The sequence below is a fragment of the Pseudomonas lalkuanensis genome (genome assembly GCF_008807375.1).
Lineage (GTDB): Bacteria > Pseudomonadota > Gammaproteobacteria > Pseudomonadales > Pseudomonadaceae > Metapseudomonas > Metapseudomonas lalkuanensis.
This window is the reverse complement of record NZ_CP043311.1, coordinates 879348-896649: the sequence shown is the minus strand read 5'-3', so window position 1 is coordinate 896649 and position 17302 is coordinate 879348. Positions and strand designations below refer to the sequence as shown.

Sequence of the window (17302 nt, the reverse complement as noted above, 5' to 3'; positions counted from 1 at the left end):
ATGAAACAGATCAAGTACCGGCATCAGGCCGGCGTGACAATCGTAGAGTTGATGATCGCGCTGCTGCTCAGCACGATTCTGATTGGCGGGGTGCTCCAGGTATTTCTCTCCAGCAGCCGCACCTACTCCATGGCCGAATCCCTGGCTCGGACTCAGGAGAACGGTCGGTTCGCCCTGGAATTCATCGCGCAGAGCGCTCGCCAGGCCGGATACCTGGAACCCTACCTGCTGATCAACAAGCGCCTGCCGCTAGCCGATACCAATTGCAACTGGCCAAGCACCGCCGACGCACACTGCACGGCAAACGGTGCCAGCAGCGATCAGGTGGCCTTCGTTCTCCAGCCAGCGGAGATTAAGGATGACCCCACCAGCACAGCCCGGCGCAGGGACTGTGCCGGCAATGACGTAGCGGAAGACACCGTGATCGCCAACGTGTTCCACATCGCAGCGGCGGACGCCAACAACCGCTATCCGTCCCTGGCCTGCACCACCTTCGACGTGACAGATCCGACGACCTTCCAGACCGTACGCCTGGTAGACGGCGTGGAAAACCTGCAATTGCTCTATGGCGTGAGCACTTCTGGCGACCCCCAGAGCGTCAATCAGTTCGTATCTGCCAACCGCGTTACCAACTGGTCCAGCGTCAGTGCCGTTCGCATCGCCGTGCTCGCCAGTTCCATGACCCGAGCTTCGGGCGACGCGGCCAATCCGAGCGAGTTCACCCTGCTCGATGCCCGGGTGACTGCACCAAACGACGGACTGACCCGCCAGGTATTCACCACCACAGTCCGCTTCCACAATCTCGACTAAGGACCAGCGATGGCCATTTTCCCCAGCCAGAAGGGCTCCAGCCTGATCATCGCCCTGGTGTTCCTGGCGGTACTCACCGCCGCGGGCATAGCGGCGTTCACGATGTCCACCACCGAAGAGCGCATGTCCAGCAACGCCCAGTTCCGTGGCGCGGCCTTTCAGACTTCGTATAGCGAGATCCGGGCTCAACTCGAATTTCTGCGCAAGGACGCGACCCGCATCGACAGCGTCCGGGCATTCGACCGCCCGCGTGTATCCCCCGTGGACTCCAGGCTCCCCGAGAAACGGCAGCCATTGACGAACCTGACTACTCGCCTGAACAGCACGAACATCCCGGGTGGGAACACCAACGTAAATCTCACCTATCTGGGCGAGCGCGTGGCCGAAAGCAGCAGTCTGGACAAGTTCTACAACTACGCCTTCGAGCTGAACGTCAAACGCGAGCTCACAAGCGGTGCCTATTCGGACCAGGTCCAAGGCTTCAACATACAGATGCCGAAACCATGAGGAAGACTGTCATGAAGACATATCTCGCAATCGGCCTGCTCCTCCTTTCCACGATGGCGATGGGCGCTTTCCAGGATGACGGGACTGTCATCTACGAGGGGGCGACTGTCCTCACCGTCTCGGCGCCACAGGAGCAATACCTGCTGGTGTACGAATGCGAAAGCTGCACTCCGGTGAAGATGACCATCACCGCGACCTCGGTGATCAGGATCAACGGCAGTGTCTCCACCCTCGAGCGACTGTTCACACAGGCGCGCTGGCGCGCCGACGTATTCGCCGAAGCCGGCACCCCGACAACCCTCTCGCGCATCAGCACCTACTGAGAAGACACGACAATGAAGCCATTCGCCCAATCTCTGATCAGCGCTGGTGCGGCCTTCCTGTACATGAGCATCTCCGCCACCGTAGCCCTGGCCGACGACACCGAGATCTACGTTGGCCTCACTCCGAAGGCAGACAAGAAAACCAACCCCAACGTGCTGCTGGTGCTCGACACGTCCGGCTCTATGTCCAGTGGTGTAACAGGTACAACCTGCACAGCGGGAAGCACCATTATCGATCTTTGCGACGGAAGCGGCAGAAACGCGAAACTCAGTCGCCTCGGCGTCGTCAAGCTGGTAACCGCAGAGCTCATCAATGAACTCAAGGCGGATGGGAAAATCAACTTCGGCCTGATGCGCTTCGACATGCAGGCCCAGGGCGGCATGATCACCTACCCCATCGCTCCCATCACCGACGGTGCCGACACCATCATCCAGCGCCTAAATCGGTATCGCGCGAACGGCAACACCCCCCTGTCGGAAACGCTATACGAAGCCGCGCGCTACTATCGGGGAGACCGTGTCTACTATGGGCTTACCAGCTCGACCAAGGACACCGAGGGCTCGAACCCTCCAACGGTCTTCACGCCTAGCGTGCGCCAGTCCTATACCGGCAGCAACATCACCGAATACAGCAATCTCAGCACGTCCTATAGCCGAAATAACGCCAAGTACATTTCGCCGATCGAGAGCTCCTGCCAGAAGAACCACATCATTTACCTGACGGACGGCGCCCCCACCGGTGACACGGATGCATCGGATGCCATCCGCTCCCTGACGGGCAAAAGTTGCGGTAACAACAACGGCGAATGCATGGATGAACTATCGGAGTACCTATTCGAGGAAGATCAATCCAGCATCCAGGACGGCAAGCAGACCGTCACCACCCACACCATCGGTTTCTTCGAAGACAGCCCGTTGCTCGAAAGTACGGCAACACGCGGTGGCGGCAAGTACTACACGGCTGACGACGTGTCCGGCCTGATCAAATCACTGCGCACCATCCTCAACGAGATCCTTGCGCAGAACACCACGTTCACGACGCCCACAGTCTCGGTGAGCGCCTACAACAACATCGGTTATCGCAACGAGCTGTACTACGCGCTGTTCCGCCCGGCCCAGGGCAGCCGCTGGCCGGGCAACGTCAAGCGTTACAAGCTGGGCAAGGACGCCAACGGTGCTGCAGAGATTCAGGACGCCAATGGGCGCGCAGCGATCAGCTACAGCGGCGATGACGCCGGCTTCTTCAAGACCACAGCCCAGAGTTGGTGGAGCCCCACCGTGGATGGCGCCGACGTCAGCAAGGGCGGCGCATCCAGCCAGCTCACCACCCCGACGACCCGCAAGCTCTACACTTATACAGGTGCGGAACTCCCGCCAGGGTCCACCTCGGCGACCCTGAGCAGCTATCCGCTCGTCACCGGCACTGCGGGCAACCATGTCACGGCCACCATGCTCGGCGACCAGAACATGACGGCTCAAATGCGCACCCAGATCATCAACTGGGCGCGAGGCAATGAGCTGGACAAGGATGGAAATGTCGTTGGCAACAACCTGTTCATAGGCGACCTGCTGCACAACGAGCCCAAGCTGGTTTCCTACCGAGTGGACAACTCCACGACCACTCCGCAGGAAACCCTCTACATGTTCTTCGGCACCAACCAGGGCGGGCTGCACGCAGTCGACCCCACCAACGGTGCGGAAAAATTTGCCTTCATCCCGAAAGAGCTACTGCCCAATCTGAAGGACTACTACCAGAACCCGCAAGGCGTGGACACCAAGCGCTATGGCCTTGATGGCCATATCACCGTCTGGGTCGAGTATGCCGATGCCGTTGCGAATGTCCGGAGCGCCAACCGGGTCAATGTCATCGCGGGCATGCGCCGGGGTGGCCGGAACTACTATGCGCTGAATGTGCTGGACATCGACTCGCCGAAGCTGAAATGGGTAATCAAGGGCGGTACTGGCGGCACCACAGGCTTTGAGAAACTCGGCCAGACCTGGTCCGCAGCCAAACTGGCCAAGGTCAAATGGAATGGAGCCATCAAGCCCGTACTCTTCTTCTCCGGTGGCTATGATCCGACCCAGGACAATGACAGCCCCAACCTGCCGCGCAACGACAGCTACGGCAATGCCCTCTACATGGTCGACGCCGATACCGGCAGCCTGCTGTGGCGTGCAGGGCATACCAGCGAAACGGGCGCCAACCTCACGATCAGCACGATGACCAACAGCATTCCTGGCGGCCCGACCCTGGTCGACATCACCGGTGACGGCCTGGTGGACACCATGTTCATGGCTGACATGAGGGGGCAGGTGTTCCGCTTCGATATTCGCCAGAACAATACCGGCGCCGCCAACTTCGCCACTGGAGGCCGAATCGCCCGCCTGGGCGACGACAACTCGATCACCAGCGATGACAGCGCCTCAAGCAACCGTCGGTTCTACTATGCCCCGGACGTGTCGCTGGTACGCGAGCGCGGCGGCAATACTTACTACACCATCGCCCTGGGCAGCGGCTGGCGCGAGCACCCGTTGAACGAAACCACCGTGGACCGTTTCTACGCCTTGCGTGATCGAAACGTCCTTTCTGCCCCGACCACCTATGCCACGATGACCGAGGCAAACATGGTGGACGCGACCGGCGTCAATCTGAGCGATGCGGAGTACGAGCAGACCAAGCAGGAAATCGACCAGAAACTCGCGCTGATCGAGCAATACAACACTGCGGCGGTGACCGCAGAAGCGAACTTCGACCAGTACAAGGTGAGCATCGGACATACCGCAAAACGCGACGCCCTCCTGGCCAAGAACACCGAGATAACCACCCTGCGCCAGGAGCTCGACACCCTGGGCGCCACGATCGATGCCCTCGAGTCTGAATTGGGGCGCATTGCCCCGGCCAATGACCAGCAGACCCAGGTCGTAGAAACCCAGGGACTGGTCAAGGACCTCACGGACAAGCTGGTCGGACTGAAAGACAGCGCGCAGATTGCAGCGATAACCACCATCCAGAACCAACTGGCCTCGCTGTACAACACGCAATTGTCCATCCAGGGCGTAATCGCGACCAAGGAAGCAGCCATTCAGCAGAAGCAGCAAGCCATTGCCGCCACCGCCGCTGCGGGCCAACCCACCGCAACCCTGCAGCAGGAACTGGTTGCCCTGCAGGAAGGGCTCTACGGCCGACCGGACGATCCGGATACCACCGAGGACGACAGTTCTCCCGCCGATCCGAATCTGACCATGCGCACCGCATTGATCAGCGATACGAACAGCGCTGAACTCAGCACGCTGCAGAACAACCTGGTGACAACGCTGAATGACCTGCTGCTGGCAATGCAAAACAGCGACCAGAGCCAGATCGACCAGAAACAAGGCGAGCTGACCACGGCGTCCAATGCCTTGAACGACAAATTGGGCAGCCTGGGAATCAGCAACCTCTCCGGCAGCAACCTTGCCGTGAGCGACCTGCTGGCACGTGATGAGACGACCAAACAGAAAGAATTGGCGGCCCAGGAGCAGAATCTCGCCACATCGATCAGCAATCAGACGGCAACGCTGGATTCGCGCACCGCGAGCCTGAACACCGCCATTGCCGAACGGGATGTCATCCAAGGTGAAATGGATACACTGGCGGCACGCCCGTACGATGCAAGCAGCAACCTGCTCACCTCCGCCCAGCTTGCCGACGCTCGCGCCAATGATGCGGACGGTACCCTCACCTGGTTCGAGGCGTACAACTATCTGCTTCTGGCCGCTCGCGGCGTGGCCCAGAGCCAGATTCCCACATTGCGCGACCAAATCAACCAGCTCTACGCAAGCCTGTCCCCTGGCAACAGCTATACGGTGAATTCGGACCTTCTGAATGGCAGTGACGGTTGGTTCATCCGACTGGCGCCCGGGGAGAAGGTCCTTTCGGCCTCCATCACGCTGCAGGGAGCGCTGTTCTTCAATACCTTCCTGCCTACCGGACAGACTGCCGGCTGCGCACCGGATGTGGGAACCAGCCGCCTTTACGCCACCAACTTGGTGGATGGCTCGGCCCTGTACCAGCAGACGGTCGACGGCGAATCCGTCCCGATCCGTAGCGTTAACCTCGTTCGTCCCGGTATCGCCCCCAGCCCAACGGTGATACCGACCACTGACGGCTCCGTCCTGATCAGCGGTACCGAAGTAGACCCATTCAAGCAATGCGCGCTGACCAACAGCTGCGTTGATGATGTTCCGGTTGAATGCCGCAAGGACGTCCCCTTCTGCCGACCTGGCAACAACATTCAGCCGACCTACTGGAGAGAACAGTGAACAAATCCAAGAATCAGGGCTTCACCCTGATCGAACTGATGATAACGGTAGCGATCGTCGCGATACTTGCAGCGATCGCCTACCCTTCCTATCAGAACTACGTCCTGCGCAGTGGACGCACTGACGGCCAAGCCAAGCTGCTGGAAATCATGCAAGCGCAGGAACGGTACTACTCCCAGAACCAGACGTATGTGACCAACCTGGGAGGTGGGGGACTCGGTCTGGGCGTCGCGGCAAACGCTGCCGTGCCATCCGCAGAGGGTCGTTACACTGTCCAGGCCGCGGCCTGCGCTGGAACGACCATCGCCAACTGTGTCGCTCTTACCGCAACCCGGGCAGGCGCTCAGGCGTCAGACACCGCGTGTGGCAACCTGACGCTCAACAGTCGAGGTGTGAAAGGCATCAGCGGCACATCCAACGTGGATAGCTGCTGGTAGCACAGATACGAAAAGGCCGACATCGAGTCGGCCTTTTCATTTTTACACCGCCTTCACCCGCAACTCCTTCGGCATGGAGAAGGTCACGTTCTCAGGCCGGCCATCCAACTCGACGGCGACTTCGGCGCCCCACTCGCGGAGTTGTTCGATCACGCCTTGTACCAGCACTTCAGGCGCGGATGCGCCGGCGGTGATACCGACGCGCTTCACGTTGTCGAACCATTCGCGCTTGAGGTCCTCGGCGCCATCGATCAGGTAGGCCGGGGTGTCCATGCGCTCGGCGAGTTCGCGCAGGCGATTGGAGTTGGAGCTGTTGGGGCTGCCGACTACCAGCACCACATCGCTGTCGCTGGCAAGCTGCTTCACCGCATCCTGGCGATTCTGGGTGGCGTAGCAGATGTCGTCCTTGCGCGGACCGCCGATGTTGGGAAACTTGGCGCGCAGCGCATCGATGACGCGGCTGGTGTCGTCCATGGACAGGGTGGTCTGGGTGACGAACGACAGGGCATCGGCATTGCGCACTTGCAGCCGCTCGACGTCCGCCTCGTCTTCCACCAGGTAGATGGCGCCGCCGTTGCTGACGTCATACTGGCCCATGGTGCCTTCCACTTCCGGGTGGCCTGCGTGGCCGATGAGGATGCATTCGCGGCCATCACGGCTGTAGCGCGCGACTTCCATATGCACCTTGGTCACCAGCGGGCAGGTAGCGTCGAACACCTTGAGGCCGCGCCGGGCGGCTTCCTGGCGGACCGCCTGGGAAACGCCATGGGCACTGAAGATAACAATCACGTTGTCCGGCACCTGGTCGAGTTCTTCGACGAACACGGCACCGCGGGCGCGCAGGTCTTCGACCACGAACTTGTTGTGCACCACTTCGTGGCGCACGTAGATCGGCGGACCGAACACCTCGAGGGCGCGGTTGACGATCTCGATGGCGCGATCGACGCCGGCGCAGAAGCCGCGAGGGTTGGCGAGTTTGATTTGCATGGTGGTTACCTCGTCCGAACGCGTGAAGATCAGGCCGGCTTGACCGACAGGATCTCCACCTCGAAGGAGAGCGGCTTGCCCGCCAGCGGGTGGTTGAAGTCAACGGTCACATGGGTGTCGTCGACCATCTTGACCACGCCGGGAAGTTCGGCGTTGGCGGCGTCATTGAAAATGATCAGCAGGCCTTCGGAGAGTTCCATGTCCTGGAAGTTGCCACGGGGCATCACCTGCACATTCTGCGGGTTGGGCTGGCCGAAACCCTGTTCGGGTTCGATGGCCAGGACGCGCTTGTCGCCACTCTTGAGGCCGAAGAGCACGCTCTCGAAGCCTGGAAGCAGATTACCGTCACCCACCCTGAAGGTGGCCGGGTTCTTCTCGAAGGTGCTGTCCACCACGTCGCCGTTATCCAGCTTGATGGCGAAATGCAGGGTGACTTCCATGTCCGGCCCTATGCGATGTTCAGTCATGGGCAGGTTCTCCGGACTTCTTCGCTTTGAACATATCCAGCGCCAGCATCACGGCGCCGACGGTGATGGCGCTGTCGGCCAGGTTGAACGCCGGGAAGTACCAGCGGTTCTGCCAATGCACCAGGATGAAATCGACCACGTGGCCAAGCACCACGCGGTCGTAGAGGTTACCGAGGGCGCCGCCCAGGACCAGGGCCAGCGCTATGGCCAGCCAGGTTTCCTCGGGCTTCAGGCGCTTCAGCCATACCACCAGAACGCCGCTGACCACCAGGGCGATCAGGGCGAACAGCCAGCGCTGCCAGCCCGAACTGTCGGCCAGGAAGCTGAAGGCTGCGCCGGTGTTGTAGGCCAGGGTCCAGCTGAAATAGTCGGGGATGACCACGATCTGCTGGTAGAGGTTGAGCTCGCTCTCGAAGAACCACTTGCTCGCCTGGTCCAGCACGAACACGAGGGCAGTCAGCCAGAGCCAGCCGAGGCGGCCGTATGCCTTAGGCATAGTGTCGAACCTCGCCGGCACCATCGATGTTTTCCACGCAACGGCCACAGAGGTCCGGGTGCTTCACGAACTGGCCGACGTCGGCGCGATGATGCCAGCAACGGCCGCACTTGGTGTGAGCGGATTTGTGGATCTTCAACTTGAGGCCGGCGACTTCGGTCTCCACGGCATCTGCCGGGGCGCTGGCCAACGGCTGTACGTCGGCGGCCGAGGTGATCAGCACGAAGCGCAGCTCATCGCCCAGCTTGGCCAGGGCCGCAGCCAGGGCGTCTTCGGCGAACAGGGTTACTTCGGCCTGCAGGTTGCCGCCTATGGCCTTGTTGCTGCGCAGGTTCTCGAGCTCCTTGTTGACCGAGGCCTTCACGGCCATGACCTGCTCCCAGAACTCGCGGCCCAGCTCGAAGCCTTCCGGCAGCTCGCTCAGGCCCTGGTACCAGGTGTTCAGCATCACCGACTCATTGCGCTCGCCCGGCAGGTATTGCCAGATCTCGTCGGCGGTGAAGGCCAGGATCGGCGCGACCCAGCGCACCAGCGCCTCGGCGATGTGGAACAGCGCGGTCTGGCAGGAACGGCGCGCCACGCTATCGGCGGAGGTGGTGTACTGGCGGTCCTTGATGATGTCGAGGTAGAAGCCGCCCAGCTCCTGTACGCAGAAGTTGTGCACCTTGGAGTAGACGTTCCAGAAACGGTACTCGCCGTAGGCTTCTTCCAGCTCGCGCTGCAGCAGCAGGGCGCGGTCCACGGCCCAGCGATCCAGGGCCAGCATGTCCTCGGCGGGCAGCAGGTCCTTGACCGGGTTGAAGCCGTTCAGGTTGGCCAGCAGGAAACGCGCGGTGTTGCGGATGCGGCGGTAGGCATCGGCGCTGCGCTGCAGAATCTGCTGGGAAACGGCCATTTCGCCGGAGTAGTCGGTAGCCGATACCCACAGGCGCAGGATGTCGGCGCCCAGGCTGTCGGTAACCTGCTGCGGCGCGATCACGTTGCCCAGGGACTTGGACATCTTGCGACCGCTCTCGTCCACGGTGAAGCCGTGGGTCAGCAGCTGGCGGTACGGCGCGTGGCCGTCGATGGCGCAGCCGGTCAGCAAGGATGAGTGGAACCAGCCACGGTGTTGGTCGGAGCCTTCCAGGTAGAGGTCGGCCGCCGGACCGCTGGCATGCCCCAGCTCGGCATGGGAGCCGCGCAGCACGTGCCAGTGAGTGGTACCGGAATCGAACCAGACGTCCAGGGTGTCGCTGATCTTGTCGTACTGGCCAGCCTCGTCGCCGAGCAGCTCGGCGGCATCCAGCTTGAACCAGGCCTCGATGCCGTGCTGCTCGACGCGCTGCGCCACCTGCTCCATCAGCTCGACGGTGCGCGGGTGCAGTTCACCGGTGGCCTTGTGCAGGAAGAACGGGATCGGTACGCCCCAGTTGCGCTGGCGGGAGATGCACCAGTCCGGGCGGCCGGCGATCATGCCGTGCAGGCGCGCCTGGCCCCAGGCGGGGACGAACTCGGTCTTGTCGATGGCGGACAGGGCCCGCTCGCGCAGCGTGGCGCCCTGCTCCGGCTGCTTGTCCATGCCGACGAACCACTGTGCAGTGGCACGGTAGATCAGCGGAGTCTTGTGGCGCCAGCAGTGCATGTAGCTGTGGCTGATGGCCTCGTGCTTGAGCAGCGCGCCCATTTCTTCCAGCTTGGCGACGATGGCCGGGTTGGCCTTCCAGATGAACTGGCCGCCAAAGAACGGCAGGTCCTGCACATACACACCGTTGCTCTGAACGGGGCTCAGGATGTCGTCGTTGCTCATGCCGTGCTGTTTGCAGGTACGGAAGTCGTCCTCACCGTAGGCTGGCGCGGAGTGGACGATGCCGGTACCGGCGCCCAGCTCGACGTACTCGGCCAGGTAGACGGGCGACAGGCGCTCGTAGAAGGGGTGGCGGAAGCGGATGAGGTCCAGCGCCTCGCCCTTGGCGGTGGCGACGACCTGGCCTTGCAGGCCGTAGCGCGAAAGGCAGGATTCCACCAGCTCTTCGGCCAGCACCAGCAGACGCGCACCGGTATCCACCAGCGCGTAGTTGAATTCGGGGTGGACGTTCAGCGCCTGGTTGGCCGGGATGGTCCAGGGCGTGGTGGTCCAGATGACGATGGCGGCGGGCTTGGGCAGGCTCGCCAGGCCGAAGGCGGCAGCCAGCTTGTCGGCGTCTTCGATCGGGAAGGCCACGTCGATGGCATCGGACTTCTTGTCGGCGTACTCGACTTCGGCTTCAGCCAGGGCCGAGCCGCAATCGAAGCACCAGTTCACCGGCTTAAGGCCCTTGAACACGAAGCCCTGCTTGACCATCTCGGCCAGGGCGCGGATCTCGCCGGCCTCGTTGGCAAAAGCCATGGTCTTGTAGGGGTTGTCCCAGTCGCCGAGCACACCCAGGCGGATGAAGTCGGCCTTCTGGCCTTCGATCTGCTCGGCGGCGTAGGCACGGCACAGCTCGCGGGTCTTGTCCGCGGGCAGGTTCTTGCCATGGGTGGTCTCGACCTTGTGCTCGATCGGCAGGCCATGGCAGTCCCAGCCCGGCACATAGGGGGCGTCATAGCCCGCCAGGGTCTTGGAGCGGACGATGATGTCCTTGAGGATCTTGTTGACCGCGTGACCGATGTGGATGCTGCCGTTGGCGTAGGGCGGGCCATCGTGCAGGACGAACTTCGGGCGACCTTCGCCGATCTGCCGCAGCTTGCCGTACAGGTCGATGCTGTTCCAGCTCCGCAGCAGTTCCGGCTCGCGCTGGGGCAGACCGGCCTTCATCGGGAATGCCGTCTCGGGCAGGTTCAGGGTCGCTTTGTAATCGGTCATTTCAGTCCAGGCTCTTCAATTTGATTGAGTACCCTGCCAATAGGCACGGGCGGCAGCGACATCCGCATCGATCGCCGACTTCAACGCCTCCAGGGAGGCAAAACGCTGCTCATCACGCAGCTTGTGATGGAAGGTCACGCTGATCCGCCGGTCATAGAGATCGCCGGCGTAGTCCAGCAGGTGGACCTCCAGGTGGGCGCGCCCGTCACCCTTCACGCTCGGGCGCACACCGATGTTGGCAACACCGGGCAGCTGCCGGCCTTCCAGCTCCACGCTGACCAGGTACACGCCATTGAGCGGGACCCGGCGACGCTTGAGTTGCACGTTGGCGGTCGGAGTGCCCAATTGACGACCGAGCTTCTGCCCATGCAGCACCCGGCCGGTGATGGTGAACGGGCGTCCCAGCAGGCGTTCGGCGAGGGCGAAATCACCCTCGGCAAGCGCCTGGCGGACGCGGGTGCTGCTGACCCGCAGGCCATCCAGCTCCACGGTGGCCGCGGCTTCGACGCTGAAGCCCTCAGCCGCGCCAGCCTGCTGCAGGAATTCGAAATCACCAGCGCGGTCGCAACCGAAGCGGAAATCGTCACCGATCTCCAGATGCCTGGCCCCCAGCCCCTCGACCAGGACTGCATGGACGAACTCGGCGGCGCTGAGTTCACGCAGACGGCGGTTGAACGCCAGGCAAAGCACCCGGTCCACGCCTTCGCGAGCCAGCAACTCGAGCTTGTCGCGCAGGCGGGTCAGGCGTACCGGTGCGGTATCCGGGCCGAAGAACTCGCGCGGTTGCGGCTCGAATATCACCACGCAGGTGGGCAAACCGAGCTCAGCCGCACGCTCGCGCAACCGCTTGAGAATGGCCTGATGGCCGCGGTGCACGCCGTCGAAATTGCCGATAGTGGCGACACAGCCCCTATGTTGGGGCCGCAGGTTGTGGAGGCCTTGAACCAGCTGCATAGCACAAGTCTTGTTCACAAAGTGGTCGATTATACGCACAGCCGGCGCTGGACAACAGGCGCTATAGGCCCGCCAGCGCGACAAGTGGCGACGTGTCGCGGCTCAGCGAATCACACGGCCCGCCGGGCGAAGTCGCGAAGTCTGAAGCCCAGCAGGGCCAGCATGCCGAAATAGGCAATCACCCCGGCCCCGACGAGCACGCCAAGGCGCAGCAGGCGCTCGAGCATGCCGCCCAGCTCCCAGGCCGGCAGCAGGTGCATCACGCCCAGTAGAACCGCGCACATCACCAGCACGGCCAGCACCAGCTTGGCGAGGAACCGGCCCCAGCCGGGTTGCGGCTGGAACAGGCGCTGCTTGCGCAGCTGCCAGTAGAGCAGCCCGGCGTTCATGCAGGCCGCGAGGCTGATGGCCAGTGCCAGGCCGGCATGTTTCAGGGGGAAAACGAAGGCGAGGTTCATCAACTGGGTCGCCACCAGGGTGAAGATGGCGATCTTTACCGGGGTACGGATGTTCTGCCGCGCATAGAAGCCGGGCGCCAGCACCTTCACCAGAATGATCCCGAGCAGCCCCACGGCATAGGCGATCAGCGCGCGCTGGGTCATCAGGGCGTCATTGGCGGTGAACTTGCCGTACTGGAACAGCGCCACCGTCAGCGGCTCGGCCAGCAGGGCCAGCGCCAGGGTGCAAGGCAGCACCAGCAGGAAACACAGGCGCAGGCCCCAGTCGAGCAACTGCGAGTAGGCCTGGCGATCATCGCTGGCATAAGTCTTGGCCAGGGAAGGCAGCAGGATGGTGCCCAGGGCCACTCCCAGCACGCCGGACGGCAATTCCATCAAGCGGTCGGCGTAATACATCCAGGATACGGAACCGGCCGCCAGGAACGAGGCGAAGATGGTGTTGATGATCAGCGAGATCTGCCCCACGGATACCCCGAAGATCGCCGGCCCCATCTGTTTGAGCACGCGCCAGACACCGGTATCGCGCAGGTTCAGGCGTGGCAATACGAGCATGCCGATGCGCTTCAGCGCCGGAAGCTGGTAGAGCAGCTGCGCCAGGCCTCCGGCCAGCACGGCCCAGCCGAGGGCCATGATGGGCGGGTCGAAATAGGGGGTCAGGAACAGCGCGAAGACGATCATGCTGACGTTCAGCAAGGTCGGCACGAAGGCCGGCACCGAAAAGCGGTTCCAGGTATTGAGGATGGCACCGGCCAGCGAAGACAGCGAAATCAGGAAGATGTAGGGGAAGGTCACCCGGAGCAGATCGGTGGTCAGGGCGAATTTCTCGGGGGTATCGGCGAAGCCCGGCGCGGTCACCCAGATCACCCAGGGCGCCGCCAGGATGCCCACCAGGGTCACCAGCGCCAGAACCAGGGTCAGCAGGCCGGATATGTAAGCGATGAACGTGCGGGTCGCCTCCTCACCTTGCTGGGTCTTGTACTCGGCGAGGATGGGCACGAAGGCCTGGGAGAACGCCCCCTCGGCGAAGATCCGGCGCAGCAGGTTGGGCAGCTTGAATGCGACGAAGAAGGCGTCGGTCGCCATGCCAGCGCCGAAGAAGCGCGCGACGATGGTGTCGCGGACGAAGCCCAGGACGCGGGAAAGCATGGTGATGGAGCTGACGGCCGCCAGCGACTTGAGCAGATTCATTCAGGGGTCCGGAGAGAAAGTGCGCATCACGCCGGCAGCGCTGCCGGAGGACGGTCAAGGCTGCCGAGTGTAGAGTCCGTGCGGGATAAAATCATCCGGAAGAAAAGCTTACGCTCGTCGCCCCATCCACCTGATCGCCCTTGACAAGGCCAAAGTGCGTGGGCATGATTCGCGGCCTTAATTTGATTCAATCCCCCAGTTTCGAGGAGCTTGACGGTGGCCAACACACCTTCTGCCAAAAAACGCGCCAAACAGGCTGAGAAGCGTCGTAGCCATAACGCCAGCCTGCGCTCCATGGTTCGTACCTACATCAAGAACGTGGTCAAGGCTATCGACGCCAAGGACCTGCCGAAGGCCCAGGCCGCTTTCACCGCTGCTGTTCCGGTGATCGACCGCATGGCCGACAAAGGCATCATCCACAAGAACAAAGCCGCTCGTCACAAGAGCCGCCTGAACGCCCACATCAAGGCGCTCGGTCAAGCTGCTGCCTAAGCTTGAGTTCTTGCGAAAAACCGGCCTTCTGGCCGGTTTTTTATTGCCCGGATTTTTTGAAAGCGATCTGAACGCCCATGAAAAAGCCCGGGTCATCCGGGCTCTTTTCAGTTACCTCAAGGCCTGTTCGGCCAGGGCAGGATGGGAATCGCCGTGACCGCATTCTGCGGACTACCCTCGATCACCCGATCGCTGTAGACCAGATAAACCAGGGTATTGCGCTTGCGGTCGAAGAAGCGCACCACCTGCATGGTCTTGAACACCAGCGAAGTGCGCTCCTTGAACACCTCCTCGCCGTCCTTGAGCTCACCATTGAAGCGGATAGGCCCGACCTGGCGACAGGCGATGGACGCCTCAGCACGATCCTCGGCCAGCCCCAGACCACCCTTCACGCCGCCAGTCTTGGCCCGCGACAGGTAGCAGGTCACCCCCTCCACCTTGGGATCGTCGAAGGCTTCCACCATGATCTTGTCGTTCGGACCGACCCACTTGAACACTGTCGACACCGAACCAATTTCTTCCGCACCAGCCAACAGCGGCATCGCCAGCAAGGCCGCAGCCATTCCCTTGATCAGTCGCATCCCTTCCTCCACACCTCAGACCAGGACCAGGTTGTCGCGATGCACCAGCTCCGGCTCATCGACATAGCCCAGCAGCTTTTCGATGTGATCGGAGGACTGGCCAATGATCTTCTGCGCTTCAAGGGCGCTGTAGTTGGCCAGGCCACGGGCGATTTCCGAACCATCAGGCCCGACGCAGACCACCATCTCGCCCCGACGGAAACTGCCCTGGACAGCCTTCACGCCTACCGGCAACAAGCTCTTGCGATCTTCGCGCAGCGCCTTGACCGCACCCGCATCGAGCACCAGGGTGCCACGCGTCTGCAGATGCCCCGCCAGCCACTGCTTGCGCGCCGCGAGCATGCCGCGCTCGGGCGCCAGCAGGGTACCCAGTCGCTCGCCAGCCTTGAGGCGATCCAGCACCCGCTCGATGCGACCACCAACGATCACCGTATGGGCACCGGAGCGCGCCGCCAGGCGAGCCGCACGCAGCTTGGTCTGCATACCGCCGCGCCCCAGGGCGCCACCGGTTCCGCCAGCCACGGCATCCAGGGCCGGGTCATCGGCACGAGCTTCGAATATCAGCTGGGCATCGGGGTTGTGACGCGGATCGGCGTCGAACATGCCGTCGCGATCGGTGAGGATCACCAGCAGATCAGCTTCCACCAGGTTGGCCACGAGAGCCGCCAGGGTGTCGTTGTCGCCGAAACGGATCTCATCGGTGACCACGGTGTCGTTTTCGTTGATCACCGGGATCGCCCCCAGCTCCACCAGCGTGCGCAGGGTGCTGCGGGCGTTCAGGTAGCGCTTGCGATCCGACAAGTCGTCATGAGTGAGCAGGATCTGCGCAGTGTGACGGCCATGCTCGGCAAAACTGGATTCCCAGGCCTGGACCAACCCCATCTGTCCCACCGAAGCCGCAGCCTGCAACTCATGCACGGCACTCGGGCGGCTGTGCCAGCCCAGGCGACTCATGCCCGCCGCCACGGCGCCGGAAGACACCAGCACCAGCTCCACCCCCGCATTGCGCAGGGCAACCATCTGCTCGACCCAGACCGCCATGGCCGAACGATCCAGCCCACGACCATCAGCCGTGAGCAATGCACTTCCGATCTTCACCACCCAGCGCTGGGCGCCAGTCACCTTGTCCCGCATATCGTCCAACCTTAGCTAGAAGGCCGCGCGGCAAGGCGCGCGGCCATGCGAACACTCCACAGCGCCGGGCGGCGCCGGGCTCAGGGTACGTAGAAGATTTCCGGCCCGTCGCCGTCATCCTCGTCGTCATCGAAATCGTCGTCATCGTCGACACCGGCATTCTTCAGGCCGGCACGGCGCAGGGCGCGCTGGTCGTCCATGGCCTGCAGACGGGCGCGCGCCTCGTCCTCGATGCGCTGATCCAGCTCGGCGAGCCGTTCGGCGTAAGCCGGCTCCTCTTCCATGCGCAGGGTGCGCTCGTCCAGGTAACGCATGATTTCCTGGGAAAGCGCCTCGGTACCCTCGCGCTCCAGGGCGGAAATCACGAACACCGGACCATCCCAACCCAGACGCTCGAGCACAGCCTTCATGCGCGCATCACGATCCTCATCGAGAAGTTGATCCGCCTTGTTCAGCACCAGCCAGCGATCACGCTCGGTCAGCGCAGGACTGAAACGAGCAAGCTCTTCGATGATGGTCGCAGCAGCTTCGGCCGGATCGCTTTCATCCAGCGGCGCCATGTCGACGATGTGCAGCAGCAGGCGGGTACGCGCCAGGTGCTTGAGGAATCGAATACCCAGGCCAGCACCTTCGGCGGCCCCCTCGATCAGGCCGGGAATGTCGGCCACGACGAAGGACTTGAAGCGCCCCACGCTGACCACGCCCAGGTTCGGCACCAGGGTGGTGAAGGGATAGTCGGCGACCTTCGGCTTGGCGGCGGATACCGCACGGATGAAGGTGCTCTTGCCGGCGTTCGGCAGCCCCAGCAGACCAACGTCAGCCAGCACCTTCAACTCCAGCTTGAGGTCGCGGGACTCGCCCGGCTTGCCTTTGGTGGTCTGACGCGGCGCACGGTTGGTACTGGATTTGAAACGGGTGTTGCCCAGGCCATGCCAGCCGCCCTGGGCCACGAGGAGGCGCTGACCAGGCTTGGTCAGGTCACCGATGATTTCCTGGGTGGCGGCATCGATGATGGTGGTGCCCACGGGCACCGGCAGAACCAGGTCATCGCCCTTGCGCCCGGTGCAGTCCTTGCTGCCGCCGTTCTCGCCGCGCTGGGCGTCGAAACGGCGGGTGTAGCGGTAGTCCACCAGGGTATTGAGGTTCGGATCGGCCTCCATGAACACGGAGCCGCCATCGCCCCCGTCACCACCGTTGGGGCCGCCCTTCTCAATGAATTTTTCGCGACGGAAACTCATCAGGCCATTGCCGCCGTCGCCCGCTTTTACAAAGATCGATACTTCATCGACGAATTTCATCAGGACGCCTCCCGCCACGGGGACGGGTTGAGTGAAACAAA

General features: G+C 62.6%; 15 protein-coding genes. 6 read left to right on the top strand and 9 right to left on the bottom strand.

Going from position 1 to position 17302, the window contains the following annotated elements; genetic code table 11:
- The 5 genes from FXN65_RS04300 to FXN65_RS04280 are packed head-to-tail and all read left to right on the top strand — an operon-like array spanning position 1 to position 6379.
- Positions 1 to 810, top strand: coding sequence for a PilW family protein (locus tag FXN65_RS04300; RefSeq protein WP_151131858.1), 810 nt, complete (start codon positions 1 to 3; stop codon positions 808 to 810).
- Between the two features lie 9 nt (positions 811 to 819).
- Positions 820 to 1317, top strand: a complete 498-nt coding sequence (locus tag FXN65_RS04295) for a pilus assembly PilX family protein (protein WP_151131857.1) — start codon at positions 820 to 822, stop codon at positions 1315 to 1317.
- A gap of 11 nt (positions 1318 to 1328) precedes the next feature.
- Positions 1329 to 1640, top strand: a complete 312-nt coding sequence (locus tag FXN65_RS04290; protein WP_151131855.1) for a hypothetical protein — start codon at positions 1329 to 1331, stop codon at positions 1638 to 1640.
- Between the two features lie 12 nt (positions 1641 to 1652).
- Positions 1653 to 5942, top strand: coding sequence for a PilC/PilY family type IV pilus protein (locus tag FXN65_RS04285; protein ID WP_151131854.1), 4290 nt, complete (start codon positions 1653 to 1655; stop codon positions 5940 to 5942).
- Positions 5939 to 6379 (top strand): type IV pilin protein, encoded by a 441-nt coding sequence (locus tag FXN65_RS04280; protein WP_394351272.1) that lies wholly within the window; start codon positions 5939 to 5941, stop codon positions 6377 to 6379. The genes FXN65_RS04285 and FXN65_RS04280 overlap by 4 nt, the downstream gene beginning before the upstream one ends.
- Before the next feature lie 42 nt (positions 6380 to 6421).
- Here the strand turns inward: FXN65_RS04280 and ispH are convergent, their stop codons facing one another.
- The 6 genes from ispH to murJ form a co-directional block, all read right to left on the bottom strand.
- Positions 6422 to 7366 (bottom strand): 4-hydroxy-3-methylbut-2-enyl diphosphate reductase, encoded by a 945-nt coding sequence (gene ispH, locus FXN65_RS04275; protein ID WP_151131850.1) that lies wholly within the window; start codon positions 7364 to 7366, stop codon positions 6422 to 6424.
- A gap of 29 nt (positions 7367 to 7395) precedes the next feature.
- Positions 7396 to 7833 (bottom strand): FKBP-type peptidyl-prolyl cis-trans isomerase, encoded by a 438-nt coding sequence (gene fkpB / locus FXN65_RS04270; RefSeq protein ID WP_151131849.1) that lies wholly within the window; start codon positions 7831 to 7833, stop codon positions 7396 to 7398.
- On the bottom strand, positions 7826 to 8329 hold the full coding sequence (gene lspA, locus FXN65_RS04265) for a signal peptidase II (protein ID WP_151131847.1): 504 nt from the start codon (positions 8327 to 8329) through the stop codon (positions 7826 to 7828). The genes fkpB and lspA overlap by 8 nt, the downstream gene beginning before the upstream one ends.
- The gene (gene ileS, locus FXN65_RS04260) at positions 8322 to 11156 is read right to left on the bottom strand and encodes an isoleucine--tRNA ligase (RefSeq protein ID WP_151131845.1); all 2835 of its coding nucleotides are present in this window, start codon (positions 11154 to 11156) and stop codon (positions 8322 to 8324) included. The genes lspA and ileS overlap by 8 nt, the downstream gene beginning before the upstream one ends.
- A gap of 15 nt (positions 11157 to 11171) precedes the next feature.
- Positions 11172 to 12110 carry a bifunctional riboflavin kinase/FAD synthetase gene (ribF, locus tag FXN65_RS04255; protein WP_151131843.1) on the bottom strand — a complete coding sequence of 313 codons (939 nt, stop codon included), beginning with the start codon at positions 12108 to 12110 and terminating at the stop codon, positions 11172 to 11174.
- A 110-nt stretch (positions 12111 to 12220) separates the two neighbouring features.
- Positions 12221 to 13756, bottom strand: coding sequence for a murein biosynthesis integral membrane protein MurJ (murJ, locus tag FXN65_RS04250; RefSeq protein WP_151131842.1), 1536 nt, complete (start codon positions 13754 to 13756; stop codon positions 12221 to 12223).
- A gap of 216 nt (positions 13757 to 13972) precedes the next feature.
- On the opposite strand from murJ, the gene rpsT reads away from it, so the two are divergent.
- The gene (gene rpsT / locus FXN65_RS04245) at positions 13973 to 14248 is read left to right on the top strand and encodes a 30S ribosomal protein S20 (RefSeq protein ID WP_069082204.1); all 276 of its coding nucleotides are present in this window, start codon (positions 13973 to 13975) and stop codon (positions 14246 to 14248) included.
- Positions 14249 to 14364: 116 nt separating this feature from the next.
- On the opposite strand, the gene FXN65_RS04240 is transcribed toward rpsT, so the two are convergent.
- The 3 genes from FXN65_RS04240 to cgtA form a co-directional block, all read right to left on the bottom strand.
- The gene (locus FXN65_RS04240; RefSeq protein WP_151131840.1) at positions 14365 to 14829 is read right to left on the bottom strand and encodes a CreA family protein; all 465 of its coding nucleotides are present in this window, start codon (positions 14827 to 14829) and stop codon (positions 14365 to 14367) included.
- A 15-nt stretch (positions 14830 to 14844) separates the two neighbouring features.
- Positions 14845 to 15963, bottom strand: a complete 1119-nt coding sequence (proB, locus tag FXN65_RS04235; RefSeq protein WP_151131839.1) for a glutamate 5-kinase — start codon at positions 15961 to 15963, stop codon at positions 14845 to 14847.
- A gap of 80 nt (positions 15964 to 16043) precedes the next feature.
- Positions 16044 to 17261, bottom strand: coding sequence for an Obg family GTPase CgtA (gene cgtA, locus FXN65_RS04230; RefSeq protein ID WP_151131837.1), 1218 nt, complete (start codon positions 17259 to 17261; stop codon positions 16044 to 16046).
- Between the last annotated feature and the right edge of the window lie 41 nt (positions 17262 to 17302).